Raw genomic sequence first — 16867 nt, 5'->3', positions numbered from 1 at the left:
TTTAAAGTTGCAGCCTAATGCTCTAATGCTGATTAATTCCTCCACCACCGTCGAAGCTGATTCCACCACGTGCTGGATTGCTCCTTCTGCGCATCGCCAGTTCCATCCGCTGCGGCCGGCGCGTCTTTATGCTCACCGCAGACTTCAGTTGGCTGTGAACCGCTAACGAACGACTCAAGCCGCTTAGATGGACAAGTGGAAGCGGCAAGCTTGCCGCTCTTCGGATCAATATACACCGAGACGACACCATCTGGAATTTGGAAAATCTTCGGCGGAACGGCCGATAGAGCCTTCTCGATATAAGAAGCGAAGATCGGCGCAGCACGGTGCGCCTCGGCTTGGGTTAGCTTGCGACCTTTGTCGTAGCCGACCCAAACGGCTGTCGTCAGCTCAGGTGTGTAGCCAACGAGCCAAGCATCAGCTGCGGTCGTGCCTGTTTTACCTGCGACTGGTCGGTTGATCATTGCTGATACACGACTTCCTGTACCGCCAGTTTCAAATACGCTTTCCATAAGACTGGTAAGCACATAAGCGTAGGCCGGATCGACAACCTGCGTTGTGACAGGCTGTGCTTGATAAAGGATGGCCCCTTTACTATCCTCGATACGTAATATAGCGGTTGGCTCCACATGCTTGCCGCCATTTGCAAAGGTGCCGAAGGCCGATGCCATCTCGAAGGGGCTGACAGGGAAGGTTCCCAGCGCGAGCGACGGGAGCGGCTTCATCGGACTCTCAATCCCGAGCTTACGCGCCATTTCAATGACCTTATCGGGGCCGACTTTCATAATCGTGTTCACGGCATAGATATTATCGGAGCTTGCAATAGCTTGCCGCATATCAATGAAATCATTGACGTATTTGTCATTGTAGTTATTTGGAGCGTAAGTTTGTCGGCCTTCATCATAGGTGAAGGTTGTCGGCTCGCTCTTGAACTTGGAGACAGGTGTCATAATTCCTCCCTGCAGCGCGGTCATATAGACGATTGGCTTGAAGGAAGAACCGGGTTGGCGAGTCTGTGCGAATACGCGATTGAACTGATTAGATTTGTAATCCCGTCCGCCTACCATCGCTTTAATATATCCCGTGCGAGGGTCGATGGATACGAGAGCGGCCTGCTGCTCTGATCCTCCAGGGAAACCTTCGTTAACCGCTTGCTCGGCTGCTCGTTGGGTGTTTGGATCGAGCGTCGTATAGATGCGAATGCCGCCCTCGCTCAGCAGCCGTTCATCAATACCGAGCTTTTCAACAGCCATATTATGCACATAATCACGAAAGAATGGAGCAATACCATCCTGTTTACTTGAACCGAGCGGCTGGAACTTCAGTAATTCCAACGCTGCTGCATCGGCATCTCTACGCTGGATGATGCCTTGATCCGCCATCGTAGAGAGAATCGTCTTCTGCCGATCCTTCGCATTCTTCATATCCATATAGGGTGAATAATATTTGGGCCCCTTCGGAATACCTGCGAGCATCGCACTCTCTGCGAGCGTTAGCTGCGAGGCATGCTTGCCATAATATTGCTCGGCTGCTGCTTCTGCACCGTAGGCTCCGTGACCGTAATAGATTTGATTCAGATACAGGGATAGAATCTCATCCTTGGAGTAATGCATTTCGAGCTGAAGGGTATACATGGCCTCTTTCAGCTTGCGTGACCATGTCCGCTCATGCGTCAAGTACAGATTGCGAGCAAGCTGCTGCGTTAATGTACTCGCGCCTTGCTTGGTGGAGAGATGCTCGAGGTTGACGATAACAGCACGCGCCATTCCCTTTATATCAAAGCCGAGATGATCATAGAAACGTTGATCCTCAATCGCCAGCGTCGCTTCAACTAAATAAGGCGAGATGTCCTTAAGCGGAACGGATTGACGGTTCTCACCAGCGTGAAATGAATCGATGACATTGCCCTGCAAATCGAGCATTTGTGAGGATTGACTTATGGAAGACACAGGCAGTGCCTGCATCCGCAGGTAGAATAGAAAGCCGAACATCGTCAAGAACATAATCGCCATGGCAGACCCGGTATAAATGAGCAGTCGTTTAAGCAGCCGGAGCTTAGGCATCCATAGTTCAGCACTTACGCGAAAAGGCAGCCGGCGTTTAGCGCCGTTCTGCCGCCATTTAGGTATTCTCATGTTGGAAGTCCCCTTACCCTGCAGCCTTGTTATTCCTCTAGTATGGAAAATAGTGGGCGAACCTATTCAAGGTTAAGAAGCGGCGTGTGAATTTTTCGTGTAGATCCTGCAAAAGGTTGCATTTTCCCCCCGTTAACTTATAATACAGATTGAACCACTGACCTAATGATCAATAGCAACTATACATAAACGAAAGCAGGGATATGAACCATGGAATTGTGGTACACCGAGAAACAAACGGACAGCTACGGCATCACGGCAAAGATCAAAGAAACATACGTGAGCGAGCAAACAGAATTTCAAAAGCTCGATATGATTGAAACGGAAGAATTCGGTACGATGCTCGTGCTTGATGGCATGGTTATGACAACCGATAAAGACGAGTTCGTCTATCATGAAATGGTAGCGCACCCTGCGCTTTATACACATCCGAACCCAGAGCATGTGCTGGTTGTTGGCGGCGGTGACGGCGGCGTTATTCGCGAAATTCTGAAGCACCCGCAAGTGAAGAAAGCCGTTCTTGTCGACATCGACGGCAAAGTTATTGAATACTCCAAGAAGTATCTGCCGAACATTGCAGGCGGTCTTGATGATCCGCGCGTGGAAGTTATCGTGAATGATGGCTTCATGCACATCCATGATCACAAGAACGAATACGACGTTGTTATGGTTGATTCCACAGAGCCAGTTGGCCCAGCGGTGAACCTGTTCACACGCGGTTTCTACCAAGGCATCTATGATGCTTTGAAGGAAGATGGCATCTTCGTTGCTCAAACGGACAACCCTTGGTTCAACTCCGAGCTTATTGCCAGCGTTAACCGCGACGTGAAGGAAGTATTCCCGATTGTACGCGTCTACTGGGCGAACGTGCCTACCTACCCAAGTGGTCTATGGACATTCACAATGGGCAGCAAGAAGCATGATCCGCTTCTAGTGGACGAGTCTTCGATTCCTGAGCTGGATACCAAATATTACTCCCCGCGTCTTCACAAAGCGGCATTCGTTCTTCCTAAATTCGTAGAAGATCTTGTGAAATAAGAGAACCGTTACAGGAGGCTAAGCTCAACCATGAAAATTGATCAAAAATATTCCGGTAACGTGTTTATTCTCAGCTCTGAGGATTATTCATCATCCAAAGCTGTTATCTACGGTATGCCGATGGACTTTACCGTATCATTCCGTCCGGGCTCGCGCTTTGGCCCGCCGCGTATCCGTGAGGTATCCATCGGGCTCGAAGAGTACAGCCCTTATCTCGACCGCAGCTTGGAAGATATCGAATACTTTGATGCAGGCGACCTACTGCTGCCATTCGGGAATGCAGCGCGTTCGCTTGATATTATCGGTGAATTCGTGCGCGGCATTCTAGATGATGGCAAAATGCCAGTTGGACTCGGCGGCGAGCATCTCGTATCTTGGCCGATTTTCCAAGAGGTTTATAAGAAATATCCGGATATGGCTATCATTCATTTTGATGCACATGCTGACCTTCGTGAGCAGTACGAAGGCGAGCCTTTGTCCCATTCAACTCCGCTGCGTAAGGCAGCAGGACTGATTGGCGGTAAGAATGTGTATCAATTCGGAATTCGTTCCGGCTCACGCGAAGAGTGGGAGTATGCGAAGGAGAACATCAATTTCCATCCGTTCGAAGTACTGGAGCCTTTGAAAAAGGTGCTTCCAGAGCTCGAAGGACGCCCTGTCTACCTGACAATCGATATTGATGTGCTAGATCCTTCTGCTGCTCCAGGTACAGGTACGGCGGAAGCAGGCGGCATCACGTCGAAGGAATTGATCGATGCTGTACATGCGATCGCGCGCTCTGGCGTTAATATCGTTGGTTGTGACCTTGTTGAGGTAGCACCGGCTTATGATCCGACAGAACAAACGCAAATCGTTGCGGCAAAAGTCATTCGTGAGATGCTGCTCGGCTTCATTAAGTAAAAGATCAAAGATCTCTCTCGTGTAACAACCGGGCCATGCGGGCAATAACCGTGCATGGTCCGTTTTTTGATTGCGAATGCCAGAGGCGATGATTTTTATGCAGAGGAAGAACGTGAGGAAGAACGTGAGAGAATCAAAGGCGCTCTGTTTCTAATTTTGGGGGGAAATTGCGTTGGTTTATACTCTTTTTGGTCATAATGACAATGAAGGGGGTAGAAAACAATGGCGATTTTACCAATTCACGAGCGGCTCGCAGAGCTTTGGACGAAGAAGAGCCGGCATCGTTTGACTGCCGATGAAGAGATGGATTTTGAGCACTGTTTACAGGTTAACGCGCAGTACTGCCGCCAATTGGCGAATTTATATAATCTTTCACTGGTTGCTTCCATGACAAGTGATATCGAATGGCAGCATGATATTTGCCGTAAAATCGAAAAGTTCGACGGCAGACCGCCTGCTTCTCCACAGACTTAAGCCCTTCTGAGGAGGTTCTCGTTATCATGTCGTTGTCGTTGTCGTTGTGAAGGTGATGGAAGCTCAGCTTCATAAAACTTGTAGGAGGTGCCTAACTTGCTTGTTCATTCTTTCCCTCCTATTATTCGTGCTAATGCGCGTGTGCTTGTGCTCGGAAGCATGCCGGGGACGGCATCTTTGGAGAAGCATCAATATTATGGACATCCTCGTAATCATTTTTGGCCTATTCTGTATGGACTGCTTGGCCGGACGCCTGATGCGGAATACGAGAAACGGATTGCTTTTGCTCAGGATCGAGGGGTCGCTCTGTGGGATGTTATTGGTTCTTGTGAGAGAGAGGGCAGTCTGGATGCTAATATACGCAATGCTGAGCCCAATGATTTGGCAGGTTTACATGCTCTTTATCCCGCAATCGAATGTCTTGCGTTCAATGGCAATAAAGCGTATGACACATTTAAGAAGCATTTTGGCGGAAAGCCGATTTGGAATGACCTGCAGCTGCTGAAGCTGCCTTCCTCAAGCCCAATTCCCAATAACCGGATGCGTACGACAGCTGACCGGATTGAAGCATGGCGTATATTACTGCCCTTCCTCAATTCGTAACTTAAGCTCTTATATACTCGCCGATTTCGCTTGCATTTTTTCGCAGGTTGCCTATAATAGGGACAATAACGCTACAAACGATGAACGGGACAGTATCTTACAGATCGATGCTATAGCGAGCCGGGATGGTGTAAGCCGGTGCAGCGATGTAAGGGAAGCGGGCCCACGAGTTGATTGCCCGAAAGCGGTTAGCCGCCGTAGGCCAGTCCGGTCACTCCGTTACCGTGTTCAAGAGGCATCTCGATGGACGTAATGCTGCTCCGCTTAGGGCGCACATCTACTCATCATTATGCTAGAAGAGTGGTACCGCGGACATATACCTCCGTCTCTTTATTGAGACGGGGTTTTTTTGTCCAAATATAAGAAAATATATGTTTTCTCCATACTTTGCTTATATTTCAGAGGGAAGAAACTTGCTTCACCGCCAAGGAAGGCGTTAGCCGTTTCTTCTTGTCTGGGGGCTCTGCAAGCGCTCGAAGCAGCTGTGTAAGCGAATGATGGTTAGAGTCCTCAGGGCTAGATTAGAAGTCGCCTAGCCCTCTATTACGTTAATGTAAACGTTGATATTGGCGGTTTTCCTGTATATAGTGGGGACATAAGACTTACCGACGGGAGACTACCCTATGGATGACAGAATAAAGGTTCGGGTAACGCTGGAGAGCGAGATCGACGGAGAGAAGCAATCTAATGTGTTTAGCGGAGAATGGTTTCGCAAGGATCGTTCCATCTATGTCCGTTATGAAGAAACGGATGAGGGAGGCAGTAAGGTTCGAACGATTGTCCGCTGGAGAGCTGGAGAGCTAAGTATCACAAGGCGCGGGGATGTCGTGTCTGAGCAGACGTTTGCTCCAGGGGAGCGCCGATCGGGTCAATATGAATCCCCACATGCACGGTTTCGACTGGAGACTGAGACGAAGCTGCTGTGGGTTCAGTTCGGGGGTCAGCCAGAAGACGACGCTAATGAGGAGCAGCCTAAGCCTTCGCTGCCTATGCTGCTGGAGTGGCACTACACGCTGTGGGTGGAAGAACAGCAAACCGATGATTTTATACTCCGTCTTCGCGCGGAGGATGCAACTACATTTCAGGAGGACTAAGGATGAAAACCAATGTCATTGAACAGTTGAATCAGAAAGTAACAGAGGCAATTGCTGATGCAGTTGTTGCTGCGGGACTTGCTGCCCGCGAGGAGCTTCCTGTCTTTATATTGGAAGTGCCCAAGGAGAAGGCACACGGAGACCTAGCAACGAATGCAGCGATGCAGCTGACGAAGCTGGCGAAGAAGAATCCGCGCCAAATCGCTGAAGCTATTATTGCTCATTTGAATACGGAGCAAGCATCCATTCAATCGGCTGAAATCGCCGGACCGGGTTTTATCAATTTCCGTATAGATCGAAGCTACCTTTATCCCGTTATTGAAGAAGTGATTACGCAAGGAGCGGATTATGGCCGCAGCGAGGTTGGGAATAATCAGCGTGTGCAGGTGGAGTTTGTAAGTGCCAATCCGACGGGAAGCCTGCATTTGGGGCATGCTCGGGGAGCAGCTGTGGGTGATGTCCTATGTAATGTGCTTGATTTTGCAGGCTATGACGTTACAAGAGAATATTATATTAATGATGCAGGTAACCAGGTCGCCAATTTGGCTCGTTCCATCGAGGCGCGCTACAAGCAAGAGCTTGGTCAAGATGTGTCTATGCCAGAAGATGGGTACCACGGTGTAGATATTGTTGGTTTTGCTAAAGCGCTTGTTGAGTCTGAGGGAGATCGCTTGCTGTCGCTTAGTGATGATGAGCGTTTTAACTATTTCCGTGAGTACGGCTTGGAGCGGGAGCTGAACAAGATCAAGCGTGATCTTCAGGCGTTCCGGGTTGAATTTGACGTGTGGTACAGTGAGACGGCACTTTATGAGAGCGGTCAAGTGGAGCAGGGGCTCGAAGCACTCCGCGCAAGCGGTCATGTGTATGAAGAAGAGGGCGCAACTTGGTTATCCACGACAACATTCGGTGATGACAAAAACCGCGTGCTCGTGAAGAATGACGGTTCTTACACCTATTTGACACCTGACATTGCCTATCACCGTGACAAATACGGCCGAGGCTTTGACCGGATGATTAACATTTGGGGCGCAGATCACCATGGCTATATCCCCCGTGTTAAAGCGGCGATGGAGGCGCTTGGTAATGATCCGAAGAAGCTCGTCGTGCTCATTGCGCAGATGGTCTCCCTATTCCAGAATGGCGAGAAGATGAAAATGTCCAAGCGTACAGGGAAAGCCGTTACGATGGAAGACTTAATGGAAGAGGTCGGACTCGACGCCATTCGCTATTTCTTCACGATGCGGAGCATGGATTCACATTTGGATTTCGATATGGATCTTGCGATTTCGACATCGAACGAGAATCCGGTGTTCTATGTGCAATATGCGCATGCGCGGATTTGCAGCATTTTCCGTCAAGCGGAGGAGCAGGGCATTAAGCTTGTACCTCTGACATCTGTTGATCTGAACAAGCTAACTACCGAGCATGAATATGATCTCCTTCGGAAAATGGGGGAGCTGCCGCAGGAAATCGCAGAAGCTGCTGAGCAATATGCACCGCATCGCTTAATTCGCTACGTATATGAGCTGGCTTCCCTCTTCCATAGCTACTACAAGGCAGATCGCGTTATTACTGACGATGCTGCTCAGACGCAAGCTCGCTTTGCACTGCTAGGTGCTGTGCGCGTGGCCATAGCCAATGTACTGCGGCTCGTCGGCGTCTCCGCGCCAGATCGTATGTAATCGATCATAGGAAGTTGTTCAAGCTTCAAGCATAGTGGCTTGTCTGCAACTCTAGCCAAACAGTAGACCGTGAACTTATCGGTCCACGGCCTGCAGCATACGCAATACATCCAGCTCCCCGGTTACTCGGGGAGTTTTTGTGCCTCGAAGCGGCAGCATCGACCGCTTCAGAATGGACTTGATTTCACCGGGTGACAATCCCGGCCTATGTGCCAGCAGCAAAGCAATAGCACCGCTGACATGGGAGGTCGCCATGGAAGTGCCGCTCATTTCATTGTACTTGCCGCGCAGCCAAGAAGATAAAATCTTATCACCCGGCGCATAAATATCAATATAATGCCCGCGGTTGCTAAAGGGTGCAACTCGGCGCAGGCGATTCGTCGCACCGACAGCAATGGTCTGCGGATAGCGAGCTGGATAATCGATTGATTTGCGCTTGCCGTCATTTCCGGATGAGGCAATGATAATGATTCCAGCGTTATAGGCATTGTTGACGGCATTTAGCAGCGATTTGCTGCGCGTTTTCATACCAAAGCTCATATTAATGACGTCCACTCGATTACGAACGCACCATTCGATACCGAGTACGATATCAGATACGAAGGCGCTCCCGTTATTATCGAATGCTTTTACTGGATAAATGATCGACCGCGGTGCAACACCGATCATTCCACGCAGCTGATTAGCGGCAGCAATCGTGCCCGCGATATGGGTGCCGTGACCATTGTCGTCGTGTGGAAGAGCTGCGCGATTCAATAAATTAATCCCTCGAGCAAGGGAGTACCTCAAATCGGGGTGACTGAAATCGACACCCGTATCAATGACACCGACTTTAATGCGATGGCCGGTCGTTAAGCTCCATGCTTGAGGTGCTTTAATTTCTTGTACACCCCAAGGGATGCCTTTTTCACGAGCAGTTGATTTGAATACCATACCGTGCACATGTAAGAGGGAATCCTCTTCTGACCAAATACTGCCTGGTAGGAAGTTCGATAACGGTTTTTTAAGCATTGGGAGCGAAAAAGCCTCAATTAAAGGCATATGTCTGACGGCCTGCGAGGAGGCGGGGGGCGTGTTCATTTTCGACCATTCATGAAGAAATCGCTCGTAATCGCTACGCTGCTGGAAGCGGACGATCTGGCGCTTCTTGTTCGTTTCTGGGCTCGACATAGCGCTATGCAGACATCGGAGAATTGCGGTTCTGTCCAAATTTGGCGTCCCCTCCAAGCAGTTCATGCTGAGGTATTATATGAACGAGCGTATCTAGCTGTATAAGCAAGTGGCCTTTTTTCACATAATTAGGCGCAAAACCGTGTCATTCGCCGTGCGAAGACATACTATACACTAAGAGTCGGTTAACGACTCCTAACCCCGGAACGGCCCGCAAAGCCTTATCCGGAAGGATACAGTCAAAGCGAGGGGATCTCTCTTCGCTTTTTCTTTTTGTTCACCGTTTCTTTTTGCGTAAAGAGCAAGCTTGCTTTTTTAATGGAAATAGGTTTTACTATAGGTTGATAATGGATTGCTTGATGGTTAAGCAGATTCGCATGAGAGGAAGTGTCCCGTAATGAGCAGCGAGATTACTTTAAAAATCGACCCTGAGCGCATTAAGGAAATGCCGATGGTTGATCTGGCGTTTGAATTGCTGAAAGCGGTCAATACACCGTTCTACTATCGTGACTTAATGGCTGAAATTGCAAAAATCCGGGGCTTGTCCCAAGATGGAATCAACCAAGTGATTGCGCAAGTATATACAGAAATTAATATCGACGGACGGTTCGCTTGTGTTGGCAGTAACATGTGGGGACTGAAGCGCTGGTATCCAGTTGAGAAGAACGAGGATCCGGTGGGTAATGCCAAGCGTACGCGTATCATCAATGATGAAGATGATGATGAGGAATCGTATCCGGACGAGGAAGAAGAAACCTACGCAGCCGATGAAGATGACTTCGATACATACGATGAGGATCAAGAGCTCTTCGATGAAGCGGAGGAAGAAGCAGAGGTTGACGAGGAAGTGTTAATTGACGACGATGAACTTGAGGGAGAAGCGATTGAAGGCGAAGCTGAGGTTGATGGCGACGACGAAGATTCCTCCGATGATTTTGATGACGATGATGAAGATGAAGACACTAAATAATGAATGGTCTGTTTGAACGTCCTCGCGGATAATCAAGCAGCATTCCAATCCATTAATCAGACTATAAACCTCCTGTCTTGTTCACTTGACAGGGGGTAGTCCTGCGGAGTAAACTATTGCATGGGCTTTAAGTTCGGACATGTATGGAAATAGCCAATCAACGAAAGTGCCCCGTGTATACGGGTGTCACTTTTTTCTTTTTTACAAGCCATTTTTTTTAACTTTGGGAAAGTATAAGCGTATGAACCGCTTTCTCTAAATTGGGCAACCCTATACTTTAACCTACTAGCGTGGAGGGTATTATCAGTGACTAAGTACATTTTTGTAACAGGCGGTGTTGTTTCATCACTTGGTAAAGGGATAACGGCTGCTTCCCTTGGTCGGTTGCTTAAGAACCGTGGACTGAAAGTAACGATCCAGAAGTTCGATCCTTATATTAACGTCGACCCAGGAACAATGAGTCCTTACCAGCATGGTGAAGTTTTCGTAACCGATGATGGCGCGGAAACAGATCTCGATCTAGGCCATTATGAGCGCTTCATCGATATCAATCTTTCAAAGAATAGTAATGTTACGACAGGAAAAATTTACTCTACCGTTATTACCAAAGAGCGTCGTGGTGAATATCTTGGCGGTACCGTACAGGTTATTCCGCATATCACGAATGAAATCAAAGACCGTGTTTTCCGTGCAGGAAAAGAAACGGGTGCGGATGTCGTTATTACTGAAATCGGCGGTACAGTTGGCGATATCGAGAGCTTGCCGTTCCTCGAAGCGATTCGTCAAATCAAGAGTGACATTGGTCGGGAAAATGTCATGTACATTCATGTTACCTTGATCCCTTATATTAAAGCAGCAGGTGAAGTGAAAACAAAACCGACGCAACATAGTGTGAAGGAACTAAGAAGCATCGGAATCCAGCCAAACGTGATCGTTTGCCGTACGGAATACCCGCTTGCCGATGATTTGAAGCGTAAGATTGCACTCTTCTGTGATATCGATGCTAATGCAGTGGTTGAATGCCGCGATGCGCCGACTCTCTATGAAGTGCCCCTTAATTTACGTGAGCAAGGACTTGACGACATTGTCGTCAATCATCTGAAGCTGACAACAACTCCACCAGATATGACGGAGTGGGAAGATCTAGTTAGACGTGTGAAGCAGCTTAGCCGGACAACGGAAATTGCGATTGTTGGTAAATATGTCGCTTTGCATGATGCTTACCTTAGTATCGTAGAATCGCTAAGTCATGCAGGGTTTGATGCGGATGCAGAAGTGAATCTGCGCTGGGTCAGTGCAGAAGAGCTGACGGATGAGAATGTAGCTGACAGGCTGCAAGGTATTGATGGCATTCTGGTTCCAGGCGGCTTTGGCGATCGTGGTATCGAAGGTAAGGTCACTGCAATCCGTTACGCGCGTGAGAAACGAATTCCTTTCTTCGGCATATGTCTGGGTATGCAGGTTGCTGTTATTGAATATGCTCGCAACGTTGTTGGACTTCAAGATGCGAACAGCTCGGAGATTAACCCATCTACGCCTTTCCCGGTCATTGATTTGCTGCCGGATCAGAAGGATATCGAGGATATGGGCGGAACGATGCGTCTAGGTCTATACCCTTGCAAGCTAGTTCCTGGCTCGCTTGCTGAGCGTGAGTATGATGATGAGCTTATCTACGAACGTCATCGTCACCGGTACGAGTTCAATAATGAATACCGTGAAGTGATCGAGGCTGCTGGCTTGCGTATTAGCGGAACATCACCGGATGGTCGTCTCGTTGAAATGGTAGAATATCCAGAGCATCCTTGGTTTTTGGCTGTGCAATTCCATCCGGAATTCACCTCGCGTCCCAATAGGCCGCAAAAGCTATTCGGCGGTTTCATAAGAGCGGCGCTAAAAAATGCAGAAAGCAAGATATAAAGGAAAATTTTTAACTTTTTTCCAGCAAGAAGCAGGATAATGAATAACGAGGCTCGAATAGGTATACGGATATGGGAAGGATACCCAGTTGTTTGTATATGGGTATTTAGACCGATAATTGTTCCGGAGACTCGTGTATCCTAGGAGGGCTTCAAGTTGGATAAGAATAAAGTGTTAATCGTTGATGATCAGAACGGTATTCGTGTCTTGCTAATGGAAGTGTTCAGTAGTGAGGGATATGAGACTTTTCAAGCGTCCAACGGTAAATTGGCGCTTGAGATTGTAAGACAGGACGAGCCTGACCTTGTTCTACTGGATATGAAAATCCCCGGTATGGATGGGCTTGAAATTCTGAAGCATGTCAAAGCGATTAATAAAGAGATTAAGGTTATTATGATGACTGCTTATGGTGAGCTAGACATGATTAAGGAAGCAACCGATCATGGGGCATTGATGCACTTTACGAAACCTTTCGACATCGATGAGATGAGAATGGCTGTAAACCTACAATTGCGTGGCGGAGAGTCGAATAACTGGTATGCAACAGGGTCCTAACAAGGGCCCTGTTTTTTTGTCAGAAAGTACAACATTCGCCTATCTTTTTCAGATATTTTTATAGAATTTGCTTCTCTTACAGAGGACAGCGACAGCCGTTTCTACTTGTGAGAAAAAGGGTTTATTTCCCGCAATCACGCGGTTTTAAAGACCTGTACCAAACAACTTTTGAATGTGGTATAATAGCACAGTATGACAGAGCAGAAGCGTGAGTTATTAATTTTCGGCGTAAGCATTACGGGGCTTCCTTCGTGGAAGGTTTAGTCCGGGCATTGCGCGGGAAACAAGTAGAGATTACGAAGGTAGACTAACTTCTTCGTAAAAATTTAGGAGGAATAGAGAACCATGCCACTCGTATCGATGAACGAATTTTTGCCTAAAGCAAAAGCGAACAAATTCGCGGTCGGACAGTTCAATATGAACAACCTTGAGTTCGCGCAAGCGATCGTTGAGGCCGCAATCGCAGAGAAATCACCTTTTATCTTTGGCGTTTCTGAAGGCGCACTGAAGTACATGGGAATCGAGTTTACAGTAGCTATTGCTCAAGCAGCAGCGAAAAAATCCGGTTTGCCAATCGCACTTCACCTTGATCACGGCAGCAGCTTTGAAGTTGCAATGAAATGTATCCGTGCAGGCTTCTCTTCCGTTATGTTTGACGGATCGCACTACAGCCTAGAAGAGAACATCGCTATTACGAAAGAAGTTGTTAAAGCAGCACATGCAATGGGCGTTTCCGTTGAGGGTGAGCTTGGAACAATTGGCGGCGTTGAGGATGACATCAGTGTAGACGAAGAGAATGCATCGATGGCTAAGCCTGAAGAGGCTATTCGCTTCTACGAAGAAACAGGCGTAGATTGCTTGGCAATCGCAGTTGGTACTGCTCATGGTATGTACAAAGGCGAACCAAAAATCCACTATGATATCATTCAAAAAGTAGCATCAGCTATTCCAGTACCCGTTGTATTGCATGGCGGTTCTGGCGTTCCAGACGAAGCGATTCGTCTATCGATCGAAGCTGGCGTAGGTAAAATAAACGTGAACACAGAGAACCAAGTAGCTTGCACGAACACAATTCGTGAAGTACTTGCTGGTAGCTCAAGCATATATGATCCACGTAAATATCTTGTACCTGCTCGTGCAGCGATGCAAGCAGTCGTTCAAGAGAAAATCCGTTTGTTCGGTAGCAGCAATCAAGCGTAATAATCGGAACAAGTAATAAACCGCCATGTAAAGCTCTGACCAAAGCCGGCGCTGCCTTACCCGAGCATGCTCGGGAGATGTAGCGCTTGCTTTGTGGCATGGAGCCGTCACCTGGTTACTACCAAGTGAGGAATCTTCCTTCAGGCTTGCTAGCGGTTTTTCCTTTGTTCCCTTCCGAATGGGAGGATAAAACTTTGATGGAAAAATTGATGATTCGCGGTGGAATTCCACTGCGCGGCACCGTGCAAATAAGCGGGGCAAAGAATAGCGCTGTTGCTCTTCTGCCTGCAGCCATTTTGGCGGAGTCGACAGTTACGTTAGATAACTTGCCGCATTTGAGTGATGTCGCCGTATATAGTGATATTCTGCAAGAGCTTGGCGGAACGGTGACTTGGAATGGCGATACAATCGTTATTGATCCATCTGCCATGAAGTCGATCCCGATGCCAAATGGAAAAGTGAAATTATTGCGTGCCTCTTACTACTTGATGGGTGCTATGCTGGGTCGTTTTGGCGAGGCAACAATTGGCTTGCCTGGTGGCTGTAATTTTGAGCCAAGGCCGATTGATCAGCATATTAAAGGTTTTGAAGCGCTTGGTGCACAAGTAACGAATGACCATGGATCTGTGCGAATCGTGGCCAAAGAATTACGTGGTGCCAAGATTTATCTTGATGTCGTCAGTGTCGGTGCAACCATTAATATCATGCTTGCTGCCTCTCGGGCAAAGGGCTCCACAATTATCGAAAACGCGGCAAAAGAGCCTGAAATTATAGATGTAGCCACTCTTCTTAACGCAATGGGCGCGAAAATTAAAGGAGCCGGGACGGAGACGATTCGTATTGAAGGAGTCGACAGTCTTCACGGATGCCGACATTCCATTATTCCCGACCGTATACAAGCAGGAACATACATGATTGCTGCAGCAGCAACACGCGGTGATATTTTAATTGATAATGTAATACCAAAGCATATGGAAGCGATGACTGCAAAGCTTCAAGAGATGGGTGTTCACGTCTACGAAATGGATGAATCTATTCGTATAGTAGGTCAACCTCACTATGAAGCTATTGATGTAAAAGCACTAGTTTACCCCGGTTTTGCCACGGATCTGCAATCCCCGATGACCAGCCTGCTGACTCAAGCGCAAGGGGTTAGTATTTTGAGCGATTATGTATATAGTAGCCGGTTTAAGCATGTGCCAGAGCTTACTCGTATGGGTGCTAGCATTCGCGTGGAAGGTCGTTCAGCTATCGTCGAAGGCGGACCGCTCACTGCGGCCAAAGTACGTGCAGCAGATTTGCGTGCTGGTGCTGCGCTTGTTGTGGCTGCACTTACCATACCAGATGGTGTTACAGAAATTACCGGAGTTGAGTACATAGATCGGGGCTATGACAACTTGGTAGACAATTTAAGGATGCTTGGCGCCGATGTATGGCGGGAGCAGGAATAATAAATCTAGTTAATTTAAAGAGTAATGAATTGGCCCGAGAATAGATCGGGCCAATTCAGGCAATGATGGAACAAGTTGGTCGAATGAACATTGATAAAAAAGTGGTGATAATATGTCCGAACTTCAGATCACGGATCTTGAAGTGATGAAGCTCACAGAGCTTTATAAGCTGGCCAAACAACATCAGATTCCCTATTATGGACAGCTGAAGAAGAGAGAATTGATATTTGCCATTCTGCGTGCGCAAGCCGAACAGAGCGGCCTCATGTTTATGCAAGGTGTACTTGAGATTTTACCTGAAGGCTTTGGCTTTCTCAGACCGATTAATTATTTGCCAAGTAAGGAAGACATTTATATCTCAGCTTCACAAATACGCAAATTCGATCTAAGATCTGGTGATCTTGTTTCAGGAAAATGCCGCACACCCAAAGAAAACGAACGATATTTTGGTTTGTTACAGGTTAACGCCGTCAATGGAGAAAGCCCCGAAACTGCTGCTGAACGTCTACACTTTCCTGCCCTTACTCCTCTCTATCCCGAAAAGAAGCTTAAGCTAGAAACGGAATCATCGAAAATCTCAACACGCATTATGGATCTATTAGCACCTGTCGGACTTGGTCAACGGGGTCTTATCGTTGCACCACCCAAAGCAGGTAAAACCTTATTGTTAAAGGAAATTGCGAATAGTATTTCGACGAATCATCCGGAGATTGAATTGTTTGTGCTTCTTATCGATGAGCGGCCAGAGGAAGTAACCGACATGTCTCGTTCGGTTAAAGGTGAGGTTGTTGCTTCTACGTTTGATGAACTGCCAGAGAACCATATCAAAGTAGCTGAGCTTGTTCTTGAGCGCGCTCTAAGGCTTGTGGAGCATAAGAAAGATGTCGTTATTTTGCTAGATAGCATAACGCGTCTTGCTCGTGCTTATAACCTGGTTGTGCCTGCATCAGGACGGACACTCAGTGGTGGTATTGATCCGGCAGCATTCCATCGCCCTAAACGTTTTTTTGGTTCTGCGCGTAATGTTGAGGAGGGTGGCAGCTTAACGATACTGGCCACTGCATTAATTGAAACAGGATCACGTATGGATGATATCATTTATGAAGAGTTTAAAGGTACAGGCAATATGGAGCTTCACCTTGATCGTAAGCTGGCAGAACGTCGTATCTTCCCGGCACTCGATATTCGCAGATCCGGTACGCGACGCGAAGAAATGCTTTTGTCAAAGGAAGAGCTTGATAAAGTTTGGGCGATTCGTAAAAATATGAACGATTCCATGGAGTTTGTGGATGGATTCTTGAAGAAAATTGGGGACACCAAAACAAACGAGGAATTCCTTGCTGTGCTTGATTTGCCGCCACCACCGAAGGCGCCTACAAGCGCAAGCAGATCCTCACAAAGCACGAGTGCGAGCAGATCCTCACAAAGCACGAGTGCAAGCAGATCCTCACAAAGCACGAATGCCACAAGTAATGGAAGTCAAAGTACAGGAAGTTCGAGTGCAGGTAGACGCCCGACTCGGTCAACAGCATCCGTTCCGAACGGAACAGTAAAAACATAAGTAAGCATAGGCGGCGTTTAGAGTGAGCGTAGTGCGCATAATTTAGGTCATGCTTGTGAAGTGGTTTTGCTCATAAACTTGAGCTATGCTTACGAGGTGGTTTTGCTCACGCGAAAC

15 protein-coding genes and 1 other annotated feature are annotated in these 16867 nt (G+C 47.7%); of the genes, 13 read left to right on the top strand and 2 right to left on the bottom strand.

Features of this window, described 5'->3' with window-relative positions; translation table 11 throughout:
* Positions 1 to 32: 32 nt before the first annotated feature.
* Entirely contained in the window at positions 33 to 2135 is a 2103-nt protein-coding gene (locus tag EKN16_RS22375) for a transglycosylase domain-containing protein (protein ID WP_125662410.1), read from the bottom strand.
* Positions 2136 to 2345: 210 nt separating this feature from the next.
* On the opposite strand from EKN16_RS22375, the gene speE reads away from it, so the two are divergent.
* The 6 genes from speE (at position 2346) to argS (ending at position 7926) form a co-directional block, all read left to right on the top strand.
* Positions 2346 to 3173 (top strand): polyamine aminopropyltransferase, encoded by an 828-nt coding sequence (gene speE, locus EKN16_RS22370; protein WP_125662407.1) that lies wholly within the window; start codon positions 2346 to 2348, stop codon positions 3171 to 3173.
* A gap of 30 nt (positions 3174 to 3203) precedes the next feature.
* Entirely contained in the window at positions 3204 to 4073 is an 870-nt protein-coding gene (gene speB / locus EKN16_RS22365) for an agmatinase (RefSeq protein ID WP_125662404.1), read from the top strand.
* Positions 4074 to 4295: 222 nt separating this feature from the next.
* Positions 4296 to 4547, top strand: coding sequence for a DUF7667 family protein (locus EKN16_RS22360; protein WP_179955559.1), 252 nt, complete (start codon positions 4296 to 4298; stop codon positions 4545 to 4547).
* Between the two features lie 96 nt (positions 4548 to 4643).
* A complete protein-coding gene (locus tag EKN16_RS22355) occupies positions 4644 to 5150 on the top strand; it encodes a DNA-deoxyinosine glycosylase (protein WP_221226851.1) in 507 nt (168 codons plus the stop codon).
* A gap of 71 nt (positions 5151 to 5221) precedes the next feature.
* Positions 5222 to 5483 (top strand) — a binding site (T-box leader).
* A gap of 290 nt (positions 5484 to 5773) precedes the next feature.
* Positions 5774 to 6244, top strand: a complete 471-nt coding sequence (locus tag EKN16_RS22350; RefSeq protein ID WP_125662399.1) for a YwiB family protein — start codon at positions 5774 to 5776, stop codon at positions 6242 to 6244.
* Positions 6245 to 6246: 2 nt separating this feature from the next.
* Positions 6247 to 7926 (top strand): arginine--tRNA ligase, encoded by a 1680-nt coding sequence (gene argS, locus EKN16_RS22345; RefSeq protein ID WP_125662396.1) that lies wholly within the window; start codon positions 6247 to 6249, stop codon positions 7924 to 7926.
* Positions 7927 to 8001: 75 nt separating this feature from the next.
* Here the strand turns inward: argS and EKN16_RS22340 are convergent, their stop codons facing one another.
* Complete coding sequence (locus EKN16_RS22340; RefSeq protein ID WP_125666540.1) at positions 8002 to 9096, bottom strand: S8 family peptidase; 1095 nt, start codon at positions 9094 to 9096, stop codon at positions 8002 to 8004.
* On the opposite strand from EKN16_RS22340, the gene EKN16_RS33185 reads away from it, so the two are divergent.
* The 7 genes from EKN16_RS33185 (at position 9019) to rho (ending at position 16750) form a co-directional block, all read left to right on the top strand.
* Complete coding sequence (locus EKN16_RS33185) at positions 9019 to 9201, top strand: hypothetical protein (protein ID WP_221226857.1); 183 nt, start codon at positions 9019 to 9021, stop codon at positions 9199 to 9201. The two genes, EKN16_RS22340 and EKN16_RS33185, sit on opposite strands and share 78 nt — an antisense overlap.
* 292 nt (positions 9202 to 9493) lie before the next feature.
* Entirely contained in the window at positions 9494 to 10066 is a 573-nt protein-coding gene (rpoE, locus tag EKN16_RS22335) for a DNA-directed RNA polymerase subunit delta (RefSeq protein WP_125662394.1), read from the top strand.
* A 306-nt stretch (positions 10067 to 10372) separates the two neighbouring features.
* A complete protein-coding gene (locus EKN16_RS22330) occupies positions 10373 to 11983 on the top strand; it encodes a CTP synthase (RefSeq protein WP_125662391.1) in 1611 nt (536 codons plus the stop codon).
* Positions 11984 to 12139: 156 nt separating this feature from the next.
* The gene (locus tag EKN16_RS22325; RefSeq protein WP_125662388.1) at positions 12140 to 12538 is read left to right on the top strand and encodes a response regulator; all 399 of its coding nucleotides are present in this window, start codon (positions 12140 to 12142) and stop codon (positions 12536 to 12538) included.
* A gap of 345 nt (positions 12539 to 12883) precedes the next feature.
* Complete coding sequence (gene fba / locus EKN16_RS22320; RefSeq protein ID WP_125662386.1) at positions 12884 to 13738, top strand: class II fructose-1,6-bisphosphate aldolase; 855 nt, start codon at positions 12884 to 12886, stop codon at positions 13736 to 13738.
* Positions 13739 to 13935: 197 nt separating this feature from the next.
* A complete protein-coding gene (locus EKN16_RS22315; protein ID WP_125666538.1) occupies positions 13936 to 15189 on the top strand; it encodes a UDP-N-acetylglucosamine 1-carboxyvinyltransferase in 1254 nt (417 codons plus the stop codon).
* 112 nt (positions 15190 to 15301) lie between these two features.
* On the top strand, positions 15302 to 16750 hold the full coding sequence (rho, locus tag EKN16_RS22310; protein ID WP_125662383.1) for a transcription termination factor Rho: 1449 nt from the start codon (positions 15302 to 15304) through the stop codon (positions 16748 to 16750).
* Positions 16751 to 16867 lie beyond the last annotated feature (117 nt).

Source organism: Paenibacillus baekrokdamisoli, from assembly GCF_003945345.1.
GTDB lineage: Bacteria > Bacillota > Bacilli > Paenibacillales > Paenibacillaceae > Paenibacillus_Z > Paenibacillus_Z baekrokdamisoli.
The sequence above is the reverse complement of the archived record's forward strand: the minus strand, read 5'-3'. Positions and strand labels throughout refer to the sequence as shown.

Bases quoted from the DNA above. Each gene is read 5' to 3' on its own strand.
- EKN16_RS22375 (WP_125662410.1), bottom strand. From the start codon at position 2,135: ATGAGAATACCTAAATGGCGGCAGAACGGCGCTAAACGCCGGCTGCCT.
- argS (WP_125662396.1), top strand. From the start codon at position 6,247: ATGAAAACCAATGTCATTGAACAGTTGAATCAGAAAGTAACAGAGGCA.
- EKN16_RS22350 (WP_125662399.1), top strand. From the start codon at position 5,774: ATGGATGACAGAATAAAGGTTCGGGTAACGCTGGAGAGCGAGATCGAC.
- EKN16_RS22360 (WP_179955559.1), top strand. From the start codon at position 4,296: ATGGCGATTTTACCAATTCACGAGCGGCTCGCAGAGCTTTGGACGAAG.
- fba (WP_125662386.1), top strand. From the start codon at position 12,884: ATGCCACTCGTATCGATGAACGAATTTTTGCCTAAAGCAAAAGCGAAC.
- speB (WP_125662404.1), top strand. From the start codon at position 3,204: ATGAAAATTGATCAAAAATATTCCGGTAACGTGTTTATTCTCAGCTCT.
- rpoE (WP_125662394.1), top strand. From the start codon at position 9,494: ATGAGCAGCGAGATTACTTTAAAAATCGACCCTGAGCGCATTAAGGAA.
- speE (WP_125662407.1), top strand. From the start codon at position 2,346: ATGGAATTGTGGTACACCGAGAAACAAACGGACAGCTACGGCATCACG.
- EKN16_RS33185 (WP_221226857.1), top strand. From the start codon at position 9,019: ATGAAGAAATCGCTCGTAATCGCTACGCTGCTGGAAGCGGACGATCTG.
- rho (WP_125662383.1), top strand. From the start codon at position 15,302: ATGTCCGAACTTCAGATCACGGATCTTGAAGTGATGAAGCTCACAGAG.
- EKN16_RS22315 (WP_125666538.1), top strand. From the start codon at position 13,936: ATGGAAAAATTGATGATTCGCGGTGGAATTCCACTGCGCGGCACCGTG.
- EKN16_RS22340 (WP_125666540.1), bottom strand. From the start codon at position 9,096: ATGTCGAGCCCAGAAACGAACAAGAAGCGCCAGATCGTCCGCTTCCAG.